The sequence below is a fragment of the Streptomyces fagopyri genome, from assembly GCF_009498275.1.
In the GTDB taxonomy this organism is placed as follows: Bacteria; Actinomycetota; Actinomycetes; order Streptomycetales; family Streptomycetaceae; genus Streptomyces; species Streptomyces fagopyri.
In genome coordinates this window covers 245,413-269,735 of sequence record NZ_CP045643.1, presented here as the reverse complement: position 1 = coordinate 269,735, position 24,323 = coordinate 245,413, and the positions used below count along the sequence as shown (strand labels likewise).

Genomic DNA, 24,323 nt, shown 5'->3' with positions numbered 1-24,323 from the left:
ACGCTGCTCGGATCCGATCCGATCCGAGCAGCGTCGGCGCCTCCCCCGCGGGTCTCCAAGCAGCGGCGCGCCCGGGCCGCAGGTCGGGGCAGCGGAGGCGGCGGTCCCGTCCTTCGTCTCCGCGGCGGGCGGGCGGCGGGTCGCCGGTAACCCCCGGCGAGCGGCCTCACCCGATTTTCGGGCGGAGCCGTACCGCGACGCCGACGCCCGCGAGGGCAAGCGCGGCCAGCGGGAGGAGGACGGCCGCAAAGGCACCCTTGGCCCCGCCGAGGGCGGCGAAGACGGTACCCGCGGCAGCGACGAGGACAACGCTGGACAGAGCGTCGGAGACCTGGAGGGCGGCGGAGTTGGCGCCGGCCTCGGAGGGCGGCGAAAGCTTGAAGAGGATGACGCCCAGGGAGGAGATGACCAGGCCCGCGCCGAGCCCGCCCACGGCCCACGCGGCGGCCGCGCTCCAGGCGGGGGCGGCGTCCAGGAGCGGCAGGGCGGCGCCGGCGATCGCGGCAGCCATGAGGAATATGCCGAGGACGACCAGGCGCTCGCGGTGGGGCTCGAAGCGGGGCCGGCCCTGGATCCAGGAACCGATGCCCCAGGTGACGCCGCCGCTGGCCAGGGAGAACCCGGCGAGGGTCGGGGACATGTGCCGCTGAGTGACGAGCATCAGCGGGACGAAGCTCTCGGCGCCCAGGAACGTGCCGGAGGCCACACCGCGCAGCAGCACCACGGACGGCAGCCCGCGGGCCGCGCGGAAGGTGCCGGGGGGCAGCAGTCGCAGCGCGGCCGGGACGACGAGCGCGGCGCCCGCCGCCGCGAAGACCAGCGACAGCGGACGCAGGTCCTGTCCGGCGTACTGGAGCAGCCCGGCGCCGGCGGAGACGGCGAGCGCCAGGCCCAGCCGGCGGCGGTCGGGGGCCACACGGTCCTCCGGAGGCCGCTGCAGGGACGTGCGGCGCAGCGCGGGCACGCCGATCAGAAGGGGGAGCACGACGAGCACGGGGGTGGCGAGGAAGACCCAGCGCCAGCCGAACTGCTCGGTGACCGTGCCGGCCACGAGCGGGCCGACGATGGAGGGCAGCACCCAGGACGCGGCGAAGGCGGCCATCACGGCGGGCCGCAGGCGTTCGGGGTAGGCGAGGCCGACGACGACGTACAGGGCGACGATGACGAGCCCGCCGCCGATGCCCTGCACGGCACGGCCCAGCACGAACGGCCACATGGACTGGGCGGTGCCGGAGACGACCAGCCCGGCCGCGAAGGCGCCGATGCCGGTGACCAGCGGCGCCAGCGGGCCTGCGCGGTCGGACCACTGGCCGCTGACGACCATCGCGAAGAGCGAGGTGGTGAAGTACCCGGAGAAGGCGAAGGCGTACAGCGGCAGCCCGTCCAGCTCACGCGCGGCGACGGGCATGGCCGTGCCGACGGCGGTGGCTTCGAAGGCGATGAGCAGGACGACGGAGACCATCGCGAGGGTCAGCGCGCGGTAGCGGCTGCCCAGAACGGTGTCGGTTCCGGTGTCCTGCGCGGCGAGGGGCATGCCTGCATGGCCGGAAACCGGCTCGGTGTCTACGGTGGTCACCAGGAAAGGGTAAGGGGTCAATCAGGCCCTTACCCCTGGCAGGCCCGGTCGGCCTCTCGGCCTTGAGGGCCGGGAGAAGCCGGCCCGGGGCGCTTGCGGGATCGGGACGCAGCCGCTTGGTGTTGCGCGTGCCGGTCGGGCTCTCCGTAGCCCGCGCGATGCCGCTGCCGGCTTTCACCATCAGGTGCGCCGCGCGGGCGGGTCGTCGAGCGCACCATTTCCTGGTCGACCGGCTACCGCGTGCTCAACCATCGCTACCAAGGTCCTCCCCGTAAGGACCTGGCCTTGCTCGGACCGGCGGCCGAGCTCCGCCGCTACGAACGAATCCTCAAACTGACCGTGTGGGCAACCGTCTATGCGGAAGCGTGGTTGGGGCCGGCGAGCAGGGCACGCAGTGGTGTGGTGTCGGGCTGGTCGGCGATGGCGGCGTCGATGGCGTCGTCCATGGCCTTCTCCCATGCTTCGGGCAGAGCGAGTCCGGGCCGGCCCGACCAGGCGATGTCTGGTGTGGCGTCTCCGGTTTCGGCGAGGCGCAGGTGGACCATGCCCGCGAGTGCGTCGAAGACTTTGGGCCGAATGAAGTTGCGGGCTGAGGGCCCGGTCAGCCGTGCTGCCTGATCCGGCTTGGGTATGCGGTCGGCGATCGCCGTCCACAGCAGACCGCGGTCGAACGCGTCGAGGACCTCTTCCAGGGAGGGCAGCTCCTTGGCGGCCTGGGTCTCGGTGGCGACGGTCGGGTGTGCGGGCGTGGGGTTGTCTGCCTCTTGCGTCGTCGAGCGGAGCGTCCTTGCGACGGCGACCCGCAACGGCCGGGACCAGTTTTCGGCGTCGGCGGTCGCGCGGGCCATGACGAGGTCCTCCCAACTCATGCGCCGCCATCGCGCTGCCTCCATCGACAGGGTGCGTGCCTCCAACGCGGCGAACACGAGGTCCGCGTCACGCAGCAGGGTCAGCGCTGCCGGCTCGTCCACCGTCCCGTCCGGGCGTCCATCGGTGGGCAGTTCCTCTATCAGGGCGATGCGTTCGGCTGTCGGTGGGTGCGAGTCATAGGGGTGTGGCCGCGGTGGACGCTGCCCGGAGGAGACAAGAGCGAGCTGCTCGCCGGTCCGGGCGGCCAGTAGCCGACGGAAGCCTTGGTGCACCTCACCATGAGGCGGCAGTGCCTCCAGCGGACTGCCCATTGCGGGATACGTCTCGAGGTAGTAGGCGTGCGCGGCGGTGAGGACCGGGAGAGCGCGCAGTGCGGCGGCTGTTGCGTCACGGCCCGCGTGCCGGGCGGCCGTCCGATCCGCGGCGAGCTCTTGGTGGCGGGCCACGGACTGCGAGGTGCGGAGGTAGATCCGGGCGTAGCCGACGTACAGTGCGCCGATGGTGTGGTGCAGCGGGGTGCTGCCCTTCCCGAAGACCTCGACCGTGTGCAGGAGGGCCTGTCGTCCACGCATCGTGACAGCGCCGAACCGGGTGTCGAGGTTGGCGTAGTGCCCGAACTCGTGGGCGAGGACGGCACGCAGCCGCGGGACTGTCAGGCCGTCGAGCAGTGGCAGCCCCAGGAGCATGCGCCGCCGTCCGGGCAGGAGTCCCAGGAGACGGCTGTGTTCGGCGACCCCTGCGTTGACCTCGGCGACCAGGTAGAGCTCGTCCGGTGGCCGTTGCCCGGCAACTTTCGCGGCTGCTTGTATCTGCCCCCAGAGCTCGGGCTGGTCCTGTGGTGTGACGGGCACTCCGTGAGGCACAGGGCTGAGACGCCCGGCCCGCACGAAGGCGAAGAGACCCCGCACGATCGCGACCGCCAGCAGGACGCTGACGGTCAGGATCATGCCTTCGAACGAGGCCGCTCTCGCGCTGAACAGTCGTGTCACGAGCAGCCAGTCGACCGCCGCGATGGCCGACAGGAGAACGACTCCCATCAGATGGAAGCCAACCAGCAGCAGGAACGCGCGGATCGCGCGCAGCCGGAACGACATCAAGAATCTTCCCCACGGTGTTTGACCAGCCCGAACGGGCGAATGGCGTTGGCGGATAGTACCCCCGCAGATCAACTTCCGGGGCGGGAGCGGTTGATGGCTTGAGCATTGTCTCGGCGCGAGCTGAGACGTCATCCGCTGTCCGAACGTGATCGTTTGGTGACGCCGCGTCCCTCGGCGACGTCCTCTCCCGCGTCAACCGTCTGCTCACCGACCTCGACCCGGGCCTGTTCACCAACTGCCCTACGGCTCGCGTTGGCAGTGCCCGATGGCAGCATGCGTGGTTTGGCCCGCCGCACAAGGCAGATCGGGACGATTCAGGAACGAAGGTCTCGGCCGGCTCGAAGCTCAAGGAACCCGCCAAGGGCAAGTAAGCCCGCGGTACGCGGTGACCAGCGCACAGCTGACTGTCGGGCCGCTGGCGGGGTAGAACGGACGGCGGGCGCCGCGTCTCGACAGTTCAAGTGAATGATCTCCGCCCAGAGCTTGGCGTTGGTGTCAGCTCCTGACCAGCTGATCAGCACCCCCGCACGCCGGGGGAACCTCAACCCCGAAATCGATTGACGGCGGTTGCAGAATCTCTGTCATGGGGACGGACATCAGCGGGTTTGTCGAGTGCCGAGCATGGCACCTCAACGAGGAGGACGAGGGCTCGGTTTGGCGAGCGGCCATCGACCTCTTCTTCCTCAACATCACCCGGAACTATGACGCGTTCGGCTGCCTCTTTGGCGTCCGCAACCACGCGAACTTCCGACCGCTGGCCGCAGACCGAGGACTCCCAGTCGATGCGTCGGAGACTGTTCGTGCCGAACTCGATCAACTTGCCCAGTGGCCTGACCAGGCATACGGAACCACCTGGATCACCTGGACCGAGATCATGGAGGTCGATTGGGGTGAGCCAACTGCGAGTGCCGACAGCCGACTCCACCGATACCGGCGGACTCCGGATGGGCTCAGGTTGACGGGCAAGTTCACTTGGAGCTCTCGCTTCGCACAAACCGTCGGCCTCCCCGCACAAGTGCCGGGCGAGGCTCAAGAGTGGCCCGAGGGGAGCGAATGGGTCATCGGCGACAATCTCTACCGATCTGAGAAACTGCGCCGTCGAGATGCCGTTCCGGAGACCGGCGAGTGGAAACCGGTCTGGACGGTCATGGAGGCGCTCGCATCGCAGCACGGCGATGACAACGTGCGACTCGTCGTCTGGTTCGGCAACTGAGTGGGACCACCAGGCACGAACTCCAGCCGCGGCTCTCGCTGAGAAATGCCACCCGTCTTGAGACACGAGTGGTCGGCCACGTTCTGAGACAGCCGGAGAACTCACTGGTCAGCGCGATGCCCTGGGACATGAGCCGCGAGATCGTACACCTTGTGTGGGGTCTCGCGGCTCATGTCGTGTATGACACCACTGTGAGACAGCGTGTGGGTGCTGCTGCTCAGCGACTAGTCTCGTACCTGGTCAGGACCACGCCGCCGGGAAACGTCCGCGTCTCCACCAGGTTCAGGTTCACCCAGCTGTCCACCGCGGTGAAGAACGGTGTGCCGCTGCCCACCAGGACCGGATGGGCGACGACCGCGTACTCGTCGATCAGCCCGGCGCGCATGGCCGCCCCGGCGAGCGTTGCGCCGCCGATGTTCATCGGGCCGCCGCCCTCGGCCTTGAGCCGGGTGATCTCGGCGATCGCGTCGCCGGTGACCAGGCGGGTGTTCCAGTCGACCTTGTCGATCGTCGAGGAGAACACCACCTTCGGCGTGTCCCGCCAGTTCCGCGCGAACTCGATCTCCGCCGGGGTGGCGCCCGGCCGCTGGTCGCCGGTCGGCCAGTAGGAGCTCATCGCCTCCCACAGCTTGCGCCCGTACAGCGACAGGCCGCTGGTCTGCTCGTGGTCGAGCCACCACTGGAACAGCTCGTCGCTCGGTGGTCCGCTCCAGCCGATGTCGTCGCCGGCCGTGGCGATGTAGCCGTCCAGGGTCAGGTTCATGCCGTAGACCAGTTTCCGCATGGCGCAGCCTTCCGTCCGTGGGTGTCCGGCGTATAGACCAGCGCGGCGCGGGAAACTCATCGGTGCACGATCTGAGCTCGCCGGTAGTCCTCGTGCTCGGGGCTCAGCGTGGTGTACTCGGCCGATTCGGGCAAGCCGCCTGATCTCGCCCTCGCCCTCGCGAGGAAATGTCGCGGATCTGAGACTGATCATGGGTGACATGCCGTGAGACAGCCAAGAACGCCCAGGTCACGCACGATCGACAGGTCACGGGCGGCGAGACCCTGCATCTTGCGCCGCGATGCACCCGCAGAGTGCACCGAGTGTCCAGCAGAGCACGGATCGCCGGTCCGCGGCTGCCCGTTCCCTAATCCGGGCGGCTAAGACCGTGTCCTTCGAGGGCAACTTCCCCTGGGCTGCCCGGTGATCCAAACGAACCCGCCGCCCGTTCGCTGCGCGACGCAAGACGCACCAGCCGTGACAGTGCGGCGAAACCGGCGGGGAACACCAAGTCGTGCTCGAGGACCAGCCGGTACCCCAGTTCGTCCCACGCCTCCGCGCCTTCCTCGCGCTCGACCCGCAGCAGGAGCTCGGGGACAGTGGACGTCTCCGTGGCGGTCAAACATCCGCTCCCAGTTCACCACCCGAGCATTGAACCACCCGGGACCACCGACGACGAGCCCCATCCATTCAGGCCAGGACTCGACCGCTTCGCGAAGGACCCGCCCACGCGACCCTCAACTCTGCAATCCTGTAGGACAGTTGCTGGCCAAACTTGGCCCGGCGACGACGCTATTCAGTTCCTACGACATCGCAGCAAGCCGCCGAGAATCAGGTACGGGTAATTCCGAAATCACTACCAGCCCGACCAACGCGCTACGCCAACGGCCTGTATAGGTGCGGTGGTTTCGGGATCACGGTCCCGTCGGCCAGAGCATCTGTGTCAGCGAGGCATCGGGTCGTACGGAGACGCAGGCCCGTGACCCGGACCAGGCCGGATCAGGTGCCGGTCAGGTGGGGGCGGATCGCACCGGCGGGCGAGCCGAGCCCAGTCCGCCAGGACAGCTTCCTTCGGGAAGCGCCGCACGTATTCCTGACGGTCCGCGTCGCACGGGCGGCGATGCCGCAGCGTGCGGGCGACGCGTGTCGCCAATGCGACATGTCGCAGGTACGACACCTGATGCTAGTGACGCTTCAGGTTCTATTGGCCAATCCTTTCGAAGGGTTTCACCTCCAGCTGTGCGCACGGTGTTTTACAGCGCAGTAATCGCCTCCACAGCGGCCACAGACGGCGTATCCACGCCGCCAGTTCCAACCGGGCGGCGCCGCAAGCTCCCTGCCCGGGTTGTCCGTCGGCCGTCATCCACCGGCAGCCGCAGAAGGAGTCCGAGTGAGACGATCCCCTCGCAAGTCGGTCGCAGGCGCGCTGATAGCCGGCGCCACGGTGCTCGCCGTCACCGCCTCGTCCGGCACCGCGATGGCCCGTACGTCCCCGACACACGCCAGCGCGGTCCAGACGCAGCCGCGGGCGGGCGCTCTGCCCGTCCAGCTCTCCGCCGCGGAGCAGGCGAAGCTCCTCAAAGCGGCTCTGGCGGGCCGAGCGGCCACCGCCCGGTCACTGCGGCTGGGAGTCCAGGAGCAGTTGGTCCCCAAGTCGGTCGTCAAGGACGCCGACGGCTCCGTGCACACCCGCTACGAGCGCACCTTCGCGGGACTGCCCGTACTCGGTGGCGACTTGGTCGTGCACACTGCTGCCGACGGGGCCTCGGCAGGGGTCGACAAGGCCACGACCGCGCGCATCACCGTGCCGAGCACCACCGCGACCCGCTCCGCCGCCTCGGCGAGAACCCTCGCGATCGGCCGCGCCAAGGCCCAAGGGGCCACCGGCGCGACGGTGGACGGCTCCCGCAAGGTGGTCTGGGCGGCCTCCGGAGCCCCGGTCCTGGCCTGGGAGTCCGTGGTCGGCGGCCTGCAGGACGACGGCACCCCGAGCCGACTGCACGTCATCTCGGACGCGAGGACCGGCGCCAGGCTGTTCGAGTACCAGGGGATCGATACCGGCATCGGAAACAGTGAGTACAGCGGCAAGGTCACCCTGGGAACAAAGGTGTCCGGCTCGACCTACACCATGACCGACGACACCCGAGGCGGCCACAAGACGTACGACCTGAACCACGGCGACTCGGGTACCGGCACGCTGTTCACCAACTCCACCGACAGTTGGGGCGACGGCTCGCCGACCAACGCGGAGACCGCCGGTGTCGACGCCGCCTACGGCGCCCAGGTCACCTGGGACTTCTACAAGAACGTGATGGGGCGCAACGGAATCCGCAACGACGGTGTCGCTGCCTACTCCCGCACCCACTACGGCGTCGCCTACGACAACGCCTTCTGGGACGACGAGTGCTTCTGCATGACCTACGGCGACGGTGACGGCGACAAACACCCGCTGACCTCCGTCGACGTCGCCGGCCACGAGATGAGTCACGGCGTCACCGCCGCCACCGCGGGTCTGGTCTACGGGGACGAGTCCGGCGGCCTCAACGAGGCGACCTCGGACATCTTCGGCACATCGGTCGAGTTCTACGCCGACAACGCGAGCGACGTCGGCGACTACCTCATCGGCGAGAAGATCGACCTCTACGGTGACGGCACCCCGCTGCGCTACCAGGACAAGCCCTCGCGGGACGGCATCTCGCCCGACAACTGGTCCCCCGGCCTCGGCAATCTGGACGTGCACTACTCCTCCGGCCCGGCGAACCACTTCTTCTACCTGCTGTCCGAGGGAAGCGGCGCGAAGGTCATCAACGGCGTCAGCTACAACAGCCCCACCGCCGACGGAGTGGCGGTCCCCGGCATCGGCCGGGAGAACGCCGCCAAACTCTGGTACAAGGCCCTGACCGAGCGCTTCACCTCCACCACCGACTACCAGAGCGCCCGGACCCAGACCCTTCAGGCCGCCGCCGACCTCTGGGGCGCAGGCAGCACCACCTACAACACGGTCGCCAAGACCTGGGCCGCCATCGGCGTCGTCGCCCGCGTCACGGTCACCAAACCGGCTGACCAGAACACGGTCATCAAGACCCCCGTACGCGTGCAGGTCCAGGCCGGCAGCAACAACCCGGGAGCGCTCACCTACTCCGCCACCGGCCTGCCCGCGGGTCTGTCGATCAACGCGACCACGGGGCTGATCTCCGGCACCCCGACCGCCGTCGGTCTCAGCACCGTGACCGTCAAGGCCAAGGACTCCTCCAAGGTCACCGGTTCGGCGACCTTCGGCTGGGGCGTCATCAAGACCGGCGGCAACGTCTTCACCAACACCGCCGACGTATCCGTGCCGGACGCCGGCGCGGCCGTGTACTCACCCATCAAGGTCACTGGTCGCGCGGGCAACGCGCCCAGCACCCTGGCGGTCGGTGTCAACATCGTGCACCCCTACCGCGGTGACCTGGTCGTCGACCTCGTCGCCCCGGACGGCACCCTCTACCACCTGAAGAAGTCCAACGGCTTCGACTCCGCGGCCGACGTCATCGCCACCTACACCGTCGACGCCTCCGGTGAAACCGCCGCCGGCACCTGGAAGTTGAAGGTCCGGGACGCCTACCACCTGGACAGCGGCCACATCAACAGCTGGAAGCTCACCTTCTGACCGATGCCCCGTCCCGGCCGGACAGTGCGCGCTATCGCAGCCCGGCCACGCCAGCCCTACGAGAGGTATCTGACTGATGTCCACCATCCGCCCGGCGGCGGCGATAACCGCGGGCTTGATGCTGGTTGCCGTAGCCGTGCCCGCCGCGTTCGCGGCGCAGCCGGACCGAACCGAGCCCGCCACCCCGCCCGCCGCCGCTCGCCCGGCCCACTCCGCGACCGTACGGCTGGTGACCGGTGATCAGGTGACGGTGACGACGCTGCCCGGCGGCCGCCACACCGCGTCGGTTCAGCCCGCCCCAGGACGCGAGCACATTCCCTTCCGCACACTGGAGGGCGACGACAAGGCACTGACCGTGATGCCGTTCGACGCCCAGGGGCTGGTGTCCGCCGGCACCCTGGACCGGCGGCTGTTCGACGTGACGGCCCTGATCGCCGATGGCTATGACGAGGCCCACACCTCCGCGCTGCCTCTGATCATCTCCTCGCAGCCGGAGCCCTCACGGGCCGGAGCCAGGGTCACAGCGCAGGCGTCGAAGGCCGCCGCGGCCACCGCCGACCGGCTCGTGGCACTCAAGGCGGCCGGGACGTCCTCCCGTGAACTCAAGAGCGTCCACGCGCGATCGATGCGTGTCGCCGACCACGACCTCGGCAAATTCTGGAAGACGCTCACTCCCGGCGCGTCGTCGGACGCCGCCCGCGCGGCGGTCACTCCCCGGATCTCACTCGACGGCAAGGTCAAGGCGCTGCTGGACCGCAGCACCGCCCAGATCAACGCCCCCACCGCATGGAAGGCGGGCTACGAGGGCCAGGGCGTCAAGGTGGCCGTGCTGGACACCGGTGTCGACGCAAGCCATCCCGACCTCGCCGGGCGCATCGCGGAAGCCAAGGACTTCTCCGGCAGCGGGAACACCGGTGACCACTTCGGACACGGCACGCATGTCGCCTCGATCGTCGGCGGCAGCGGCGCGGCGTCCGGCGGGACCCGCCGCGGTGTCGCGCCCAAGGCCGACCTGCTGATCGGCAAGGTGCTGGACGACAGTGGTTACGGCGACGAGTCGGGCATCATCGCCGGCATGGAGTGGGCCACCGGCGAGCACGCCAAGGTCGTCAACATGAGCCTCGGCGCGTCCATCGAGACCGACGGCACCGACCCGCTGAGCGAGGCCGTCAACACCCTGACCGCCACCACCGGCACGCTGTTCGTCGTCGCGGCGGGCAACGACGGCCCGGGCACCTCCACCGTCGGCACGCCGGGAGCGGCCGATGCCGCACTGACCGTGGGGGCCGTCGACCGCGACGACTCCCTCGCTCCCTTCTCCAGCCGCGGCCCGCGCTTCGGGGACGGGGCGGTCAAGCCGGACGTGACAGCCCCCGGGGTCGGCATCGTCGCCGCCCGCGCCGCCGGTACCAGCCTGGGCGACCCGGTCGACGCCAACTACATCTCCCTGTCCGGGACCTCCATGGCCACCCCGCACGTCGCCGGAGCAGCCGCCCTACTGGCCCAGCAGCACCCCGACTGGCAGGCCCAGCAGCTCAAGGACGCCCTGACCAGCACCGCACACACGGTGCCCGGAACCAGGGTGACCGAGCAGGGCGGCGGCCGCATCGACCTGGCCACCGCCACCGGCCCGGTCACGGCCACCGGCTCCGTCACCCTCGCCCCGCTCCAGATCGGCGGGGCGGCGGGGCAGCGGCAGACGGCCACCGTCCACTACACCAACACAGGTGACCGCCCGATCACCCTCTCGCTGACGGCCGGCCTGGCCACCGACACCGGGAAGGCGCTCCCGGCCGGAGTGGTCAGCCTGGCCTCCGACACCGTGCAACTGGCCGCCGGAGCCACCGCCGACGTGCCGCTGCGCACCGACGCGGCGAAGGCCTTCCGCGGCAACTTCTACGGGTACGTCACCGCGAAGTCCTCGGCCGGCACCGTGGTGGCGCACACCACGGTCTCACTCGTCGTACACGCCCCGCAGCACCGGCTGACCGTCGTCTACCGAGACCGCAACGGCCAGGTCGTGCCGGGCGCGCTGCCGAACATCTGGGGTGCCGACGGCTGGGTGCAGTACACGGACAGGGACGCGGCCGTCGCCGTCGTGGAAGAGGGCACGTACTACCTCAACTCCGGCTTCTACGCCACCACATCGGACGGTGACCAGGTCGGCGACATCGTCGTCCCCGAGGTGAAGGTCACCAAGGACACGACGGTGACGCTCAACGCCGCCCATGTCACCGAGGTGAAGGTCCACACACCCCGCCCCGCCGAGCAGCACGGTGTCATCAGCACCATGCTGCACCGCCAGATCGACGGCCACGGCCTGCTCCAGGGTGCCCTGTACTTCGACACCGTCAATCATCTCTACATCAGCCCCACCGCTCCGGTCACCGACGGCTCCTTCGAATACCACTCGCGCTGGCAGATGGTGGCCCCGCAACTGCGCGCGAAGGTCTCCGGAACCTCGCAGGCGTTCACTCCGTACTACGAACCGCTCTCCCCGGTCTTCGGGGACCAGGGCGCACGGCTGACCGCCGTGGACGCCGGGTCCGTGACCGAGCCGAAACTGGGCAAGGTGCGCGGCAAGCTGGCCGTCGCCCGCTACGCCTGGCCCACCGGTGACTACGCCGGCTTCTCGCGGCTCGCCGCGGCGGCCGGGGCCAAGGCGGTGCTCTTCGCCTGGGAGCCGGCCGGGGGCGCCGCCTGGACCCGGTGGCAGCCGGACGGTGCCCGGTTGGCGCTGCCGTCGATGCGGACCAACTGGAAGAACGGGGGCGCCCTGCTGGACCGCATCGAGAAGGGCACCACGTCGCTGGAGTTCTCCGGCACGATCAACAGCCCGTACCTGTATGACGTGATGCCGGTCTCGAAGGGCTCCATCCCTCAGCAGATGGTCTACACCGTCTCGGATCGCAACACCGCGCGGGTCGACGCCACGTACACACGCACCGGTGCCTCCACCTGGGCCAGCGAGCAGCGGTTCGCATGGCGGCCCTACGAGGACACGGCGTGGAACCAGTACAGCCGGTACGTGCCGGTGGGCCGGGAACGCGTCGAGTACGTGAGCAGCGCCGAGGACACCCTGTGGAACCACGTCGTGCATCACAACGTGGTCTGGATCCCCGACTTCGCCCTGCAGGCCGGATCGCAGGACGCCCCGCACACCTACCGGCCCGGCCAGCACGCCACGGAGCAGTGGTTCAAAGCAGTGGTCCGGCCGTCGATCCCACGCGGCTTCGCCAAGAAGTCGGTACGCAACGGCGACACCCTGTCGGTGTACGTCCCGGAGTTCAACGACTCCGGCACCGGCCACTGGTCGTTCTCCGAACTGCCGGCCTTCGGCGGCGGTGTCGGTGGCGCCTCCGCGAAGGACAGCGGGCCCTTTCCCGTGCCGGACACGGCCACGGCGGTGCTGTACCGCAACGGCAAGCAGATCGCCGCGTCCGACAACGGCGCCTGGGGCAACCTGGAGGTGCCCCCGGGCAAGGCCACCTACGCTCTGGACCTGACGACGGCCCGCGATTCGGACGACTGGCGCTTCGGCACCGACACGCACACGTCGTGGACGTTCCACTCGGACACCACGACCGGCTCGACCATGCTGCCGCTGCTCCAGGTCGACTACAACGTACCGGTCGACGCCCAGAACCAGATGGGCCGGGAACGCGTGCACACCGTCGGCCTCAACGTCCGTATGCAGGACGGCATGCCCGCACCGCGCGGGGTGAAGCTGAAGGTCGAGGCGTCCTACGAGGACGGGAAGAACTGGATGACGGTGCATTCGGCCCGGTACCGCAACGACGGGCAGTTCATCGCCAGCCTGGCCCGGCCGTCATACATACACGGCGACGCGTACGTGACACTGCGCGTGACCGCGACGGACGCGGCCGGCGACAGCGTCCAGCAGACCGTGGTCCGCGCGTTCCTCCAGCGCGGGCCCAAGTGAGTCGCAGGCGGCCACCGGTGACGTAACCCGTCCCGGGCAAAGCGCGGCGGGTGCCAGGGCCTTCGGACCCTGGCACCCGTTCGGGTGCATCATCCGAGGTCATGGCCGTACTATCCCCTCTCACAGGTGCGATCCAGGAGTGGGCAGTGAAGAACGTCGTCATACGAAGATGGGCCGTCGTCGCCGCGGGCATGGTCCTGGGCCTCGGAGCGGTCGGCTGCGGTGCCGAGAAGAGCGGGGGCTCCACCGCGGACCACGCGCCGGGCGCCGAGATCGCCGCGCGAACGGCTTCGGCCGCGACGCCGACGCCGAAAAGCCCGGCACAGAGCCCCCTGACGCAGAATCAGCTCGAACGCGCGGTGGTCGACGAGCGGGACGTTCCGGGGTGGACCATCTCCAGGCTCGGCGACGGCACTGACGGCTTCGGCGACGGCACCGTCAGTGCCCTGCGCGAGGAGGCCACGCGCCCCGTGTCGTGCGCGCCGGTCGGCTCCGCCTTGTCGGGCGCCAGCAAGTACACCCCACTCGGCAGCGTGACGCGCATGGCCCAGAACGAGGACGGAATATCCGGCCTCCACCTCGTGTCCTATCGTGCGGCCGACGCCGCGCGGGTGATGGACGAACTGCGGTCGGCTCTGGCTGCCTGCACCGCCTACACGATGACGTTTCCGGCGGATACGACCTTCGAGAAGCTGCGTCGCACCGGCGATCCCCACCAGGGCGACGAGGGAGTCTCCTTCCGGCTCGACGTCGTGTCGCGCTCTCCCAGCGGTGACAGCGATCCCTACCGGTCGCTCCAGAGTTTCCAGGTCATTCGCTCGGGTTCCACCGTGGCCGTCTTCGACGCGGTCGACCTGGACGCCTACAGGGTCAAGAAGATCCCCGCCGCCCTCGTCACCGCCCAGATGAAGGTCCTGGAAACCGGCGGCCATCGGCGGTAGCGCCGGGGCCCCGTATGTGGGGTGGGGCGTGCTCAGCCGCGGTGGGTCTCGAGTAGTCGCAGCCAGACTTCGCCGAGGGTGGGGAAGGCGGGGACGGCGTGCCAGAGGCGGTCGAGGGGGACTTCGCCGGCGATCGCGATGGTGGCCGAGTGGACCAGTTCGCTGACGCCGGGGCCGGCGAAGGTGACGCCCACCACGGTGTTGCGGTCGGTGTCGACGAGCATGCGGGCCCGGCCGCGGTAGTCCTTGCCGTACTGGTGGGCGCCGGCGACCTGGGCGAGGTCGTAGTCGACGACTTCGATGCGGCGCTCGCTCCGCTCGGCCTCGCGGCTGGTGAGGCCGACGGAGGCGATCTCGGGGATGGTGAAGACGACCTGGGGGACGGCTGTGTGGTCGGCGGTGGCGACATGCGTGCCCCAGGGGGCGTCGTGGACGGGTTCTTCCTTGGCGCGGGCGCCGATGACGGTGCCGGCGATCCGGGCCTGGTACTTGCCCTGGTGTGTCATCAGGGCGCGGCGGTTGACGTCGCCGACGGCGTAGAGCCAGCCGTCGTCGATCCCGGTGACTTGGAAGGTGTCGTCGACGTTCAGCCAGTCGCCGGGGGTGAGTCCGACCGTTTGCAGGCCGATGTCCCGGGTCTGTGGGGTGCGGCCGGTCGCGAACAGGATCTCGTCCGCGGCCAGTTGTGTACCGTCGGAGAGGGTGATCCGCACCTCGCCGCCGTCGCGGTGCACGGAGGTGGCGGTGGTGTCGAAGCGGATGTCGACGCCTGCTTCGCGCAAGGCGTCGGTGACCAGTTCGCCGGCGAAGGGTTCCATCCGTTCGAGGAGACCGTTCTCGAGGACGAGCATGGTGACCTGGGAGCCGAGGGCTTGCCAGGCGGTGGCCATCTCGACAGCGACCACACCGCCTCCGACGACGGTGAGCCGGCCGGGTACCTTGCGGGCGGTGGTGGCCTCGCGGCTGGTCCAGGGGTGGACGGTGTCGAGTCCGGGGATGGGGGGCAGGGCGGCGCGGGTGCCGGTGGAGAGGGCGACGGCATGTCGGGCGGCCAGGGTGATGGTGTCGCCGTCGGGGGTTTGCACGGCCACCTGTCGGGGGCCGGTGAGGCGGCCGTGGCCGCGTAGGAGGTCGACGGAGACCGAGTTCAGCCAGTCGGCCTGGTCTTCGTCCTTCCAGTACGAGGACATCCTGTCGCGGTGTGCGAAGACCCGCTCGACGTCCAGCGGGCCGGCCACCGCCGGGTCGAGTCCGGGGACGCGGCTGGCGTCGGCACGTGCCACCACGGGTCGTAGCAGTGCCTTGCTCGGGTCGCAGGCCCAGAACGAGCATTCGCCGCCGAGGAGTTCGCGTTCCACGATCACGGTGCTGAGTCCTGCGGCGCGGGTGCGTTCGGCGACGTTCTCGCCGACCGGGCCCCCGCCGATGACGATCACGTCGTAGGTGCGGGTCGTCTCGTTCGTCACTGCTGTGTTCCTCACTGTCTCGTTCCTCATTGCTTCCGTGACCGGGTCGCGCGCTTCGGCGACCGCGGTCCGTTGCCGGCCGCGTCGGCCGATACCCGCAGCCGGACGGTGCCAGGGCGGCGGCACCGCGCATGGGTCGATCGGGCGGGGTCACGGGATGGGACGGCTCTTGTGGCAAGACCGGCTCTTGGCGCCGCATCGGCCGCCAAAGTTGTTGTGGCAGGGCGACGGCCGGGTGGCGGGGAGCACCCCTGTGTCGTCTGGTGGTCCGGCGCGGGCGCTCGTCCCGGGTGCGACCGTCGCTGGGCTGGAGCGGACGCCAGCTCTCGGGCGGTGGGTTGTCAGCGGCCGGGCTGGCGCTGCGTTATTTCCTGGAGCACCCAGCCGTTGCCGTCGGGGTCGCTGAAGGTGAGGAAGGAGCCGTAGGAGGCGCGCTCGGGGTGCGGGCCGGCCAGACGCTCCTGGCCGGGGGAGTGGTGGGTGACGTCCCCGTCCTGGTGGCCGTGGAAGAAGAGGTTGGCGTCGTGGAATATCTCGCTGACCTCGATGCCGCGGCCGACGAGTTCCGCGTGGGCCTTCTGGATGTCGGAGACGATGAGGTACAGGCCCTGGAGCGTGCCGGGTGCGATGGGTGTCATCCCCTCGCCGAAGATGATCGAGCACTCGGAGCCGGGCGGTGTGAAGTGCACGGCCCGGAAGTCGTCGCTGGCCGTGTGGTCGACGTCCAGGCGGAATCCGACCTTCTCGTAGAAGGCCTTCGCCCGGTCGATGTCGGAGACGGGCATCACGATCATTTCGAGCTTCAGTTCCATGGGGCTGTCCTTGTTTCTTGACTTCGGTGGAATGTTCCCCATGCGTCATCGGAGTGGCGAACGGGGTTTCGTGCCTTGGTCGGCGAGGTCGGTGAGGCCCGCGGGCTTCGTGGTGACCTGAGATCCAGAGAACCAGTCGGAAAGGCGCCCGTGGGTGGTCAAACAGGCCTATCTCGGTCATGGTCTGCTGGTACAGGTACTGGCAGCCCCCCCTTCCCTGTCACTGAGCAACCGCCCGTGCGTCAGGCATTTTGATCCTCGGCGGCGGAAACGACGAAAAGTCGTCGACGCGGCCACGGGCCGATGCCTGGAGGACAGCAAGGAATTCGGATCCAACGCGGGCCCCGCCTGCGTGGCCATACGGGCCCGCTACGTGCGCCCTGCGCGCAGAAGGTCTGGGGCCCCGCGCGTGTGGCCGGTACGGCAGCCCGCGGCGGCAGCAGTTGTCCGGTCGACAGTTCGGCCGTGACGGTAGATGCAGCCTCGGCCGACGCATTTCGGCATGTCCGGGAAGCGTGATCACATCCCGCGTAAATTAGGTATGGGCAGGTCACGGCCTGCCGGAAAGCGAGACGGTTCCGATTTCGCTTTTCTGAGGAACTGTTTCAGAGATCACCCTTTGTCGATGACACGGTTTGCTTAGGTGGTGTTATTGATCCACTGTGCGTTTGCCGGGGTGGTGCGTTGAGGGCTAGCCTCAATATATGGGCACAATGTCGTCCGGTTCAGATGACAACAAAGAGCTGAGTGATTTTCTGCGCTCGCGGCGAGCCCGGGTGACTCCTGAGGAGGTCGGGGTCACACCGGGGGCGAGTCGTCGTGTTCCGGGACTGCGGCGTGAGGAGGTTGCGCTCCTGGCCGGATTGAGCGCCGACTACTACATCCGCATGGAACGCGGGCGGGTGGCCAACGCATCGGAAGCGGTACTGGAGGCCGTAGCCCGTGCACTGAGGCTGGACGATGTCGAGCGTGCACATCTGTTCGCCCTGGCCAGGCCGCAGTCCGTGGCCAGAGTGAGCAGGCCCGCGGTTCCGTGGCGAGTGCGTCCAGGGGCACATGCGCTGCTTGAGGTTCTTCGGGACGTTCCCGCCATGATTCTGGACGGCCGCATGGACGTCCTTGCCGTGAACCGAATGGCTTGCGCGATGTATGTTGATTTCGATGCCCTGCCGGCCCGCAAGCGTAATCTGGCGCGTTTTATATTTCTCGACCCTACTGCGCGTGAGCTGTTTATTGAATGGGAAATGGCCGCGCGCATGGTCGTCACAGGTTTGCACCTGTATGCGGGTCGGCATCCGAACGATCCGCAACTGGCCGATCTGATTGATCAGCTGTCGGCCCTAGATGAAGACTTTCGCCGATGGTGGGCCGCGCAGGATGTGGAGGAATTCTCCCATGGCACGAGGAATTATCGGCATCCCCTGATTGGTGAAGTCACCTTGGACTATGAGTCCCTTGCTTTTCCCGGTGATCCGGACCAGTGGTTGTTCGTGAGTACAGCTCAAGCCGGCTCCCGGTCTTCTGAAGCCTTGAGGACCCTTGCCGACCGGATCGGTGTCCTGGACACCGCAGGAAAACCAGGTTCTGTGGGCAACCCTGAGTAACTGTCTGATCGGCATTTTGCGGAACGTGCAGGTGGCCGAGTTTGCCGGGCCGCGCGCGACGGGTTCAGCTGAGAAGTCATCTCATTTGGCGAGTCTGCGGTAGCAGATGAGGGTGCAGGCGATGCTCGTGAAGGCAAGGAAGCGCTCGGCCTTGCGCTCGTAGCGGCGGTGCGGCCGCCGGCATTCGGCGAGCCAGGACATCGTGCGCTCGATGGTCCACCGGTGACGGCCCAGGCGGGTCGATGACTCGACGCCCCTGCGGGCGATGCGGTGCCTGATGCCACGCTCGCGCAACCATCGCCGCAGGTGGTCGTAGCCGTATCCCTTGTCGGCGTGGAGCTTTGCCGGTCTGCGTCGCCGGCGTCCACGCCGCGAGCGGATCGGCGGTATCCCCTTCACCAGCGGGATCAGCGCCTGACTGTCGTGGAGGTTCGCCCCTGAGACTGCGACGGACAGGGGAAGATTGGTGCGCTCCGTGAGCAGGTGGATCTTCGAGCCGTACTTGCCCCTCTCGACAGGATTCGGACCGCGGTCATGCCTCTCTGTTCAGGGCCTGCGTGTTCACCGAGTCGATCGCGCACCGGGACCGGTCCAGCAGAGTGTTCCGGCTGACGGGTACCCCCCAAGACGTCCGTCATCTGGGCGCCAGCCCGACCCGGGAGCGAGAGACCGACGGGGACCAACGTCGATCGCAGCCGCTCGGTGCGTCGGCCGAACCGGCGAGTGAACCCCGGAACCTGTCGGCAAAGGTCTTGCGAGGACAGGAGCTCTCAGCGCAGACGAACCGTCGCACCCTTAACGACACCACGACGAACGTGCCAGCCGCCGGCAGATCACGAGGAAAGCGTAGACAGGAACCATGCTTTCGCCCCGACCACCGCCCGCAGCCCGGACAGGACGCCTGCCTGGCCGTGCTCCGGGCCTCGACTTGTACAACCGCGCTGGCCATGTCGACGGGCTCCACGGACAGGCCTTCCACTGAGGAGAACAACAGTCGTGCAGCTGCGGCCGTCTTCGTTCACAGCGCAGCGCTGTCGACCACGCGGCATTCCGGCCGGGCGATTTTCGGGCGATCTCAACTTCCGTCACACGAAGATCGACAGTCACCCTGTGTACACGACCACCACAACAAGTGGACCAGAGCCGAGGCTCATCGACAGACGTTATTGCTGAACGTGAACGAAGCCAGTCGATGAACTCGACGGAAGGTGTCGACGCAGGTCAACGGTCGGGCTCTGAGGACAAAGAGGGAAGGGTCTTCGACTTCGGGGGCGCTGAGATCGTCGGAACGACATCGTAGTCCTCCCACGTCGTGGTGAAGGATTGTTTCCCCGCGCGGCCCACCACCCGCAGGGGCACCGGTTCGCCGGTGGTGGCGAGGTACACGGTGCTCTTCACATCGCCCTGCTCTGCGTTCACCGCGAGAACCGGCCGCCCGTCCATGCGGGACTCGGCGCCCCTCGTGACGACGACGTGCTGCTCTTTCAGTGTGGAGAAACGCATATGGCAGCCCGCGCTGGTGTGTTGGGCCAGCGTGCCCGCGAATCCGGGCGAGCTGACCTCCACCGGCAGGTACCGGCCAGGCTCCACCTGCGCGCCTGTGCGGTCGGCCAGCTTCGCGCTGCTCCGCTGAGGAGTGACCCAGATCCGTTCGCCGAGGGTGGTGAAGTGCCAGGCGTAGCCGTCGTCATCGGTGAGGAGGCCCGTGCACCGGTCGCCGCCGTGAACCGCGTGGACGTCGCTGAGCTTGCGGCCGCCCGACACCTGCACGGTGTGCACCGACGTCGCGTCCAGCGCCTTGTCCACGCGGGTGAAGACGCGGTCGACCGACTGCCCCTCGATACCGTTGGGCTTGCCGGCCGAGCCGTCGCCGTGCGACGAGCAGCCGGCCGCCATCCCCAAAGCGGCCAGGCCGGCTCCGAGCCTCCACCACACGCGTCTGCCACGCCTCGACTCCGTCATAGCCCCCACCGTCCCCATGAATGTCCTACGACCTCCGCAGAGACTACAAGAGCGCCCGCTCATGGAAGATCACGCCGGCGGACCGGGGCTGACCTGGGCACCTGTGCCGTTCGCCCGACTCAGCCGTGCCCGCTGTCCGGACGTGGCCGGCCGACCGATGAGGGCTCGGTGAGAGCTCCATTTGAGAACCCGGACACGCGAGCTGTCCACTGCCGCATGGCCAGTGTCCAGCTGACCGGCCACCCGCAATTCCACAAGAAGGACGTCGCCGTGGGTGGCGCCGGTGAGCGGTCAGACCGCGGCCAGCGCGGCGAGGAGTCCGTTGCGCAGAGTATGTGTGGGCATGGATGGTCCCCTGGGTTTCCTGGATCGTCCCGCTGCGACGAGGTGTGCCGCGGTGGTCCGTACGAGCTGACGCGCGGCACCGTACGTCCGACGGGCGGGCGGCCATGCACGTTTCGAAGGGGATCGAAACGTGGGTGGCCGCGGGCGTCCTCGCGCCGCGAGGAATAGCGGAATAGCCGGGGTCCGGCTCCATGTTGCCGCTCGCATGACGAGGAGTGCGGCGGGGCCGTAGGTGTTGCCGTATACCGCTTTCTCGGGATTCCAGGACCGACCGAAATACGTGCGTTCGATATCCCGCCGGGGTCGTTGAGCCGCACAACCTCGATGGTCCTCAGTAGACGCGCTCCGCAGCCAGGTCAGGGTTCATGTACTGCGGATGGCTCGGATCACCGTCGCCTACGCGGGGACCACTTCTCGGGGCAGCCGACCGTCCGTCCTGATCACCCTCGCTGCGTGGGGAGCACGTTTTGCTCCTCCTCACGCCCCTCGCGATCCGTCTTCACATCACTTCGTGGACAGCGGGGTGGCGGCCGTCCTGCTGGACTCCATTGCCATGATGGCCCTGGGGGTCTCGTTGAACGCCTCACCACTGCGAATGCCTGGTCGACGCTCGCTGATGATCTGCAGCCCTGACTCCCCACTGCCTGAAGAGCCTGCTCGATCAGCTTGTCCAGGTCTTGATTTGAGCGGCGACCTCCCGGACCGGGAGTCCGTCGCGAGCCGCGCGGGCCAGTGGGAGAACGAACAGTCCGCGCCCGCCTTCGTCGAAGGTGCGGGCCCGGCGCAGGTGAGGGGCGGTGGTGGAGCCGTCGGACACCTCGCAGATCAGGGTGTCGTGCCGGATCAGGCGCAGCTGTACGAGGCTGGAGCCGTAGCGGATGGCGTTGGTAACCAGCTCGCTGACTACGAGTTCCGCGAGGAATGCCGCTTCCGGCAGCCCCCAGCGAGCCAGCTCGTCAAAGCGCCGATCGTGCCGGTGTGGGACCGCCTGAACACCCCCGTCTCCCACGCCATGCGTGAGCTGGTCGCCGAGCGCGAATGGCTGACGGGTTTCCTGCTACCCGCCTACCCGCCTACTCGTCCGACCTCAACCCCGTGGAGGGGGTATGGGCGCACGTCAAGCGCAGTCTGGCCAACCTCGCCGTGGTCGCCCTAGACCGGCTCGAGGCCCTCGTCCGAAACTGCCTCAAGCGACTTCAGTACCGGCACGGCACCCTCGACGGCTTCATAGCGGGCAACGGCCTGATCTCCGACAATCCAACGTCCACCTGACGAGCCGAATCCAGTATCGCCATCCGCAGGCGTCATCAGTGCATGACAGCGCCACCGTTACTCGTAGCGTTGTCGTATGACCGACGACCTTCATGTTGTCCTCGCCCGGATCGATGCCTGGCTGGAGGCCAACGCGCCTGCGGACCACGCCGCCCTGAACCCACCCGCCGCGCAGGACGACATCGACGCCATCGCCGACCGTCGGTTCCCTCTGCACCCTGATCTGGTGACGTGGCTGGGGCGTCACGACGGGGTCACCGCCACGAAGGGGCATGGCGGTCCGGGCGTGATCCTTTCCGCAGGGTTCATCCTGAGTGGCGCCGAGGGAATGCGTGCCGGTCAACGAACGATGGAGGAAGCAATAGCCGAGTGGGTCGACGAGAACGAGTCGGAAGACCCCGCCCTGCGGGACGTCTACGACGGAGTGTATGGGTACCTGTTCCACGTCCGATGGGTCCCGATCGCCACGGACATCACCGGAGGCAAGCTCATCCTCGACCACCGTGATGGAGAACGATTCGGGAACGTGCTGTACGGCCTGCATGCCGGGGACACGGAGGGTCCGGTGAAGGTGTGGGACAGCCTGTCGCACATGTTCCGGGACCTTCTCGTCGCCCTGAGTGCGGGGACGCAGATCCGCTTGCCTTATGCCGATCCGGTGACACCACATCTGGCCGTCACCGGCAGCGATGCCTTCGTGAGGTGGGAGTAGCGCAGAGCTGCGGTCCGAAGCGTGACGCGTCGGATCGCAGCTCTGCCGAGCGGGTCAGGAATCGCACCGCTCGCACGAAGCCGACATCAGGAAGTCCAGCGAAAGTCGCCCTAACGAGCCGAAGTCAGTAACGGCACTGGTGACACGCTCGGATTCCTCGTGTCGGCGAGCTACGGACCGGCCGGCGGACAGGGACGCGTCGTCTACTCCGACGGCACCAGTCAGAAGTACAGCCTGAGCGGCCCCGACTGATTCGGCGGTGACGGTGACGGTGACGCTTCCGGCGTTCCACGCGGAAGGCGAGGCGGTATCCGAAGCGGACACGTCGGTCGGCCCGGCCCCCACTCTGCGGAAGGCCGGGCCGGTCGGGGCGGCGGCCTGACCCAAGTACTGGTCAGATCAGGCCCGTTCAGCGGTGCCGATGTGCAGTGGGCTTCCCGGCTGGGCGGTGTCCATCTGGTCGACGGCCCGCAGCTGAGCCGGTGGGCGAGCGGTGATTCTCTGGACGACCTCGGCCTCCCCGGATGACGCTCCTCCGACTCCCTGTGCAGTTGGAGATGGAGACGCCGGTGAAAAGCGAGTCAGTGAGTGTCGCGGCGAGCCTGGTCCAGGTAGTCGGCGAGCTCGCGCCAGTCGTCGACCGGAGCGCCCGGGTCTCCGGACATGGCGGCTGGATCGTCGTGCCAGGCAGCTCGTACCCTGGCGGCGACACCGGCGTCACCGCCGGAGAACATCGCGCTGAGCTCATCCATGCGGGCCACCAGCCGACGGACCTCTTGATGTGTGGCGGGAGTTCCGGCCGTACGGAGCCGTTCGGCCCTGCGATACAGCTCAGGCCACTCGACCTCGATCAGGTAGTGCGTCGCAGGTCCCAGGGCGGCGGCACGACTTCGCAGTGCGCGTATCTGGTCGTCGTCCAAGTGGCGGCCCAGCGTGCGCAGTCCCCGGTCCCCTGCGCCGATCGCCCGCAGCGCGTCGAGCAGGGCTGGGGCGGTCGGGGTCTGTTCGGCGGACAGCTCGTCACCGAGTCGCACGAGCCGGTCTCGTAGGACACCGAGCGCGGCGATGGACGCCTCCACACCGGCCAGGTGGTCCCGTACCAGCCGCGCCGGGTCGACCCCGGCATCGAGGCAGGCGGCGACGGTGTCCAGGGCCAGCCCCAGATTGCGGAGCGCCAGCACCTGATACAGGCGGACGAGGTCGCCCTCGGTGTACTCTCGGTGCCCTCCCGCGGTGCGCTGCGAGGGGCTGAGCAGACCGATGGTGTCCCAGTGGTGGAGCGTGCGTACGGTCAGCCCACTTGCCTCGGCGAGCCGGCCAACCTTCCAGGTCGCAGAAGTGGTCATGGAGCAACGATGCATCCTCACACCGCGTGAGGTTCAAGACGTGGTACCACCCGACATCGCTGCGTGGGACCGTGGGCGGAGTGACTCGGCCGCGTCGGTGCGGTGACCGCTCCTGGTCCGTGGAACGGAGAGGGAGGCCCGAGGCGGTCGTGGAATCGTCCTCATGGGCCCGTCGATCGACCGTGCCCAGGGCTTCAGGTCCGGATCGCCCGCGCGGAGTCGCTTGCGGCGTCGTTCTCCGAAGAGGCCGGCGCGGCCGCCCCCGGTGCGGAGCAGCCCTCTGCGGAGTTGGAGGCGCGGCAGGACCTTGAGGAGCAGCAGAAGCGGGGCCACACCGCGTGACGTCGAACGAGCCGCCCCAGCCGCTTGAGGTGACGTTCTTGCTGCGCGCCGCGCAGTTGTTGCCTGGTGATCCGCAGGTTGACGACTACGGTCCGCTCTACGCAGCAGAATCCCGGGGCAACGCGCGGGCCATGGGCGTGGGACTGATCGGCCGGCACCTACGTGCTTGGAGTACTGCCCCCTGACCTCTCTGTGTGCCGAAAAGGACCCCCTCGCCGACGGCGAACCCGTCATCTCCGGCTGCTCCTCGCGCGCAGGCGCTCCCTCGACCGGACGCCCGATATCAGCAGGCCGAGACGGTGTCCTCGGTGGCCACGAACCAAGATCATTTCCCGGCCGGAATCCATGCCCTGATACACGCTTGGCGTGGAACCAGTCCACGGATACCGGACCGGCAGGCGCTGCGCCGA

General features: G+C 68.4%; 14 protein-coding genes and 4 pseudogenes. 8 read left to right on the top strand and 10 right to left on the bottom strand.

The window, feature by feature from the left end; translation table 11 throughout:
* Positions 1–166: 166 nt before the first annotated feature.
* Together GFH48_RS01240 and GFH48_RS01235 are read right to left on the bottom strand one after the other, a co-directional pair.
* Positions 167–1,534: an MFS transporter gene (locus tag GFH48_RS01240; RefSeq protein WP_228121252.1), complete on the bottom strand. Its 1,368-nt coding sequence runs from the start codon at positions 1,532–1,534 to the stop codon at positions 167–169.
* 395 nt (positions 1,535–1,929) lie between these two features.
* A complete protein-coding gene (locus GFH48_RS01235) occupies positions 1,930–3,540 on the bottom strand; it encodes a M48 family metallopeptidase (RefSeq protein ID WP_194280451.1) in 1,611 nt (536 codons plus the stop codon).
* 586 nt (positions 3,541–4,126) lie between these two features.
* Here GFH48_RS01235 and GFH48_RS01230 point away from each other — a divergent pair.
* Entirely contained in the window at positions 4,127–4,756 is a 630-nt protein-coding gene (locus GFH48_RS01230) for a hypothetical protein (protein ID WP_153286440.1), read from the top strand.
* A 217-nt stretch (positions 4,757–4,973) separates the two neighbouring features.
* Here the strand turns inward: GFH48_RS01230 and GFH48_RS01225 are convergent, their stop codons facing one another.
* Positions 4,974–5,540 (bottom strand): dihydrofolate reductase family protein, encoded by a 567-nt coding sequence (locus GFH48_RS01225; RefSeq protein ID WP_153286439.1) that lies wholly within the window; start codon positions 5,538–5,540, stop codon positions 4,974–4,976.
* A 1,369-nt stretch (positions 5,541–6,909) separates the two neighbouring features.
* Here GFH48_RS01225 and GFH48_RS01220 point away from each other — a divergent pair.
* From GFH48_RS01220 to GFH48_RS01210, 3 genes are all read left to right on the top strand, one after another.
* Positions 6,910–9,168 (top strand): M4 family metallopeptidase, encoded by a 2,259-nt coding sequence (locus GFH48_RS01220; RefSeq protein WP_153286438.1) that lies wholly within the window; start codon positions 6,910–6,912, stop codon positions 9,166–9,168.
* 76 nt (positions 9,169–9,244) lie between these two features.
* Complete coding sequence (locus GFH48_RS01215) at positions 9,245–13,111, top strand: S8 family serine peptidase (protein WP_153286437.1); 3,867 nt, start codon at positions 9,245–9,247, stop codon at positions 13,109–13,111.
* A 146-nt stretch (positions 13,112–13,257) separates the two neighbouring features.
* A complete protein-coding gene (locus tag GFH48_RS01210; protein WP_153286436.1) occupies positions 13,258–14,052 on the top strand; it encodes a hypothetical protein in 795 nt (264 codons plus the stop codon).
* 32 nt (positions 14,053–14,084) lie between these two features.
* Here GFH48_RS01210 and GFH48_RS01205 read toward each other — a convergent pair whose 3' ends face one another.
* Together GFH48_RS01205 and GFH48_RS01200 are read right to left on the bottom strand one after the other, a co-directional pair.
* Complete coding sequence (locus GFH48_RS01205) at positions 14,085–15,548, bottom strand: dihydrolipoyl dehydrogenase family protein (RefSeq protein ID WP_153286435.1); 1,464 nt, start codon at positions 15,546–15,548, stop codon at positions 14,085–14,087.
* 311 nt (positions 15,549–15,859) lie between these two features.
* Complete coding sequence (locus GFH48_RS01200; RefSeq protein WP_153286434.1) at positions 15,860–16,330, bottom strand: VOC family protein; 471 nt, start codon at positions 16,328–16,330, stop codon at positions 15,860–15,862.
* Positions 16,331–17,034: 704 nt separating this feature from the next.
* Here GFH48_RS01200 and GFH48_RS01195 point away from each other — a divergent pair.
* Positions 17,035–17,934: a helix-turn-helix transcriptional regulator gene (locus GFH48_RS01195; RefSeq protein WP_153286433.1), complete on the top strand. Its 900-nt coding sequence runs from the start codon at positions 17,035–17,037 to the stop codon at positions 17,932–17,934.
* An 81-nt stretch (positions 17,935–18,015) separates the two neighbouring features.
* Here GFH48_RS01195 and GFH48_RS01190 read toward each other — a convergent pair.
* From GFH48_RS01190 to GFH48_RS01175, 4 genes and pseudogenes are all read right to left on the bottom strand, one after another.
* Positions 18,016–18,529 (bottom strand): annotated as a pseudogene (locus tag GFH48_RS01190) (IS5 family transposase); the annotation flags it as partial.
* 39 nt (positions 18,530–18,568) lie between these two features.
* Positions 18,569–18,883, bottom strand: a complete 315-nt coding sequence (locus GFH48_RS40025) for a transposase family protein (RefSeq protein ID WP_407698694.1) — start codon at positions 18,881–18,883, stop codon at positions 18,569–18,571.
* Between the two features lie 272 nt (positions 18,884–19,155).
* Positions 19,156–19,830 carry a hypothetical protein gene (locus GFH48_RS01180; protein WP_153286431.1) on the bottom strand — a complete coding sequence of 225 codons (675 nt, stop codon included), beginning with the start codon at positions 19,828–19,830 and terminating at the stop codon, positions 19,156–19,158.
* 1,147 nt (positions 19,831–20,977) lie between these two features.
* A pseudogene (locus GFH48_RS01175) lies at positions 20,978–21,199 on the bottom strand (ATP-binding protein); the annotation flags it as partial.
* On the opposite strand from GFH48_RS01175, the pseudogene GFH48_RS40270 reads away from it, so the two are divergent.
* A pseudogene (locus tag GFH48_RS40270) lies at positions 21,191–21,513 on the top strand (IS630 family transposase); the annotation flags it as partial. The pseudogenes GFH48_RS01175 and GFH48_RS40270 overlap by 9 nt on opposite strands.
* A gap of 76 nt (positions 21,514–21,589) precedes the next feature.
* Positions 21,590–22,225, top strand: coding sequence for an SMI1/KNR4 family protein (locus tag GFH48_RS01165; RefSeq protein WP_153286430.1), 636 nt, complete (start codon positions 21,590–21,592; stop codon positions 22,223–22,225).
* Between the two features lie 581 nt (positions 22,226–22,806).
* Here the strand turns inward: GFH48_RS01165 and GFH48_RS01160 are convergent.
* Entirely contained in the window at positions 22,807–23,571 is a 765-nt protein-coding gene (locus GFH48_RS01160) for a MerR family transcriptional regulator (RefSeq protein ID WP_228120240.1), read from the bottom strand.
* A gap of 338 nt (positions 23,572–23,909) precedes the next feature.
* Between GFH48_RS01160 and GFH48_RS40010 the strand changes: the two are divergent.
* Positions 23,910–24,065 (top strand): annotated as a pseudogene (locus GFH48_RS40010) (fic family toxin-antitoxin system, toxin component); the annotation flags it as partial.
* Positions 24,066–24,323 lie beyond the last annotated feature (258 nt).

Excerpts from the sequence above, each read along its gene's own strand:
- GFH48_RS01205 (WP_153286435.1), bottom strand. The coding sequence starts at position 15,548 with ATGAGGAACGAGACAGTGAGGAACACAGCAGTGACGAACGAGACGACC.
- GFH48_RS01160 (WP_228120240.1), bottom strand. The coding sequence starts at position 23,571 with ATGACCACTTCTGCGACCTGGAAGGTTGGCCGGCTCGCCGAGGCAAGT.
- GFH48_RS01225 (WP_153286439.1), bottom strand. The coding sequence starts at position 5,540 with ATGCGGAAACTGGTCTACGGCATGAACCTGACCCTGGACGGCTACATC.
- GFH48_RS01230 (WP_153286440.1), top strand. The coding sequence starts at position 4,127 with ATGGGGACGGACATCAGCGGGTTTGTCGAGTGCCGAGCATGGCACCTC.
- GFH48_RS01235 (WP_194280451.1), bottom strand. The coding sequence starts at position 3,540 with ATGTCGTTCCGGCTGCGCGCGATCCGCGCGTTCCTGCTGCTGGTTGGC.
- GFH48_RS01165 (WP_153286430.1), top strand. The coding sequence starts at position 21,590 with ATGACCGACGACCTTCATGTTGTCCTCGCCCGGATCGATGCCTGGCTG.
- GFH48_RS40025 (WP_407698694.1), bottom strand. The coding sequence starts at position 18,883 with ATGGCCAGCGCGGTTGTACAAGTCGAGGCCCGGAGCACGGCCAGGCAG.
- GFH48_RS01180 (WP_153286431.1), bottom strand. The coding sequence starts at position 19,830 with ATGGCGGCCGGCTGCTCGTCGCACGGCGACGGCTCGGCCGGCAAGCCC.
- GFH48_RS01195 (WP_153286433.1), top strand. The coding sequence starts at position 17,035 with ATGGGCACAATGTCGTCCGGTTCAGATGACAACAAAGAGCTGAGTGAT.
- GFH48_RS01200 (WP_153286434.1), bottom strand. The coding sequence starts at position 16,330 with ATGGAACTGAAGCTCGAAATGATCGTGATGCCCGTCTCCGACATCGAC.
- GFH48_RS01240 (WP_228121252.1), bottom strand. The coding sequence starts at position 1,534 with ATGCCCCTCGCCGCGCAGGACACCGGAACCGACACCGTTCTGGGCAGC.
- GFH48_RS01215 (WP_153286437.1), top strand. The coding sequence starts at position 9,245 with ATGTCCACCATCCGCCCGGCGGCGGCGATAACCGCGGGCTTGATGCTG.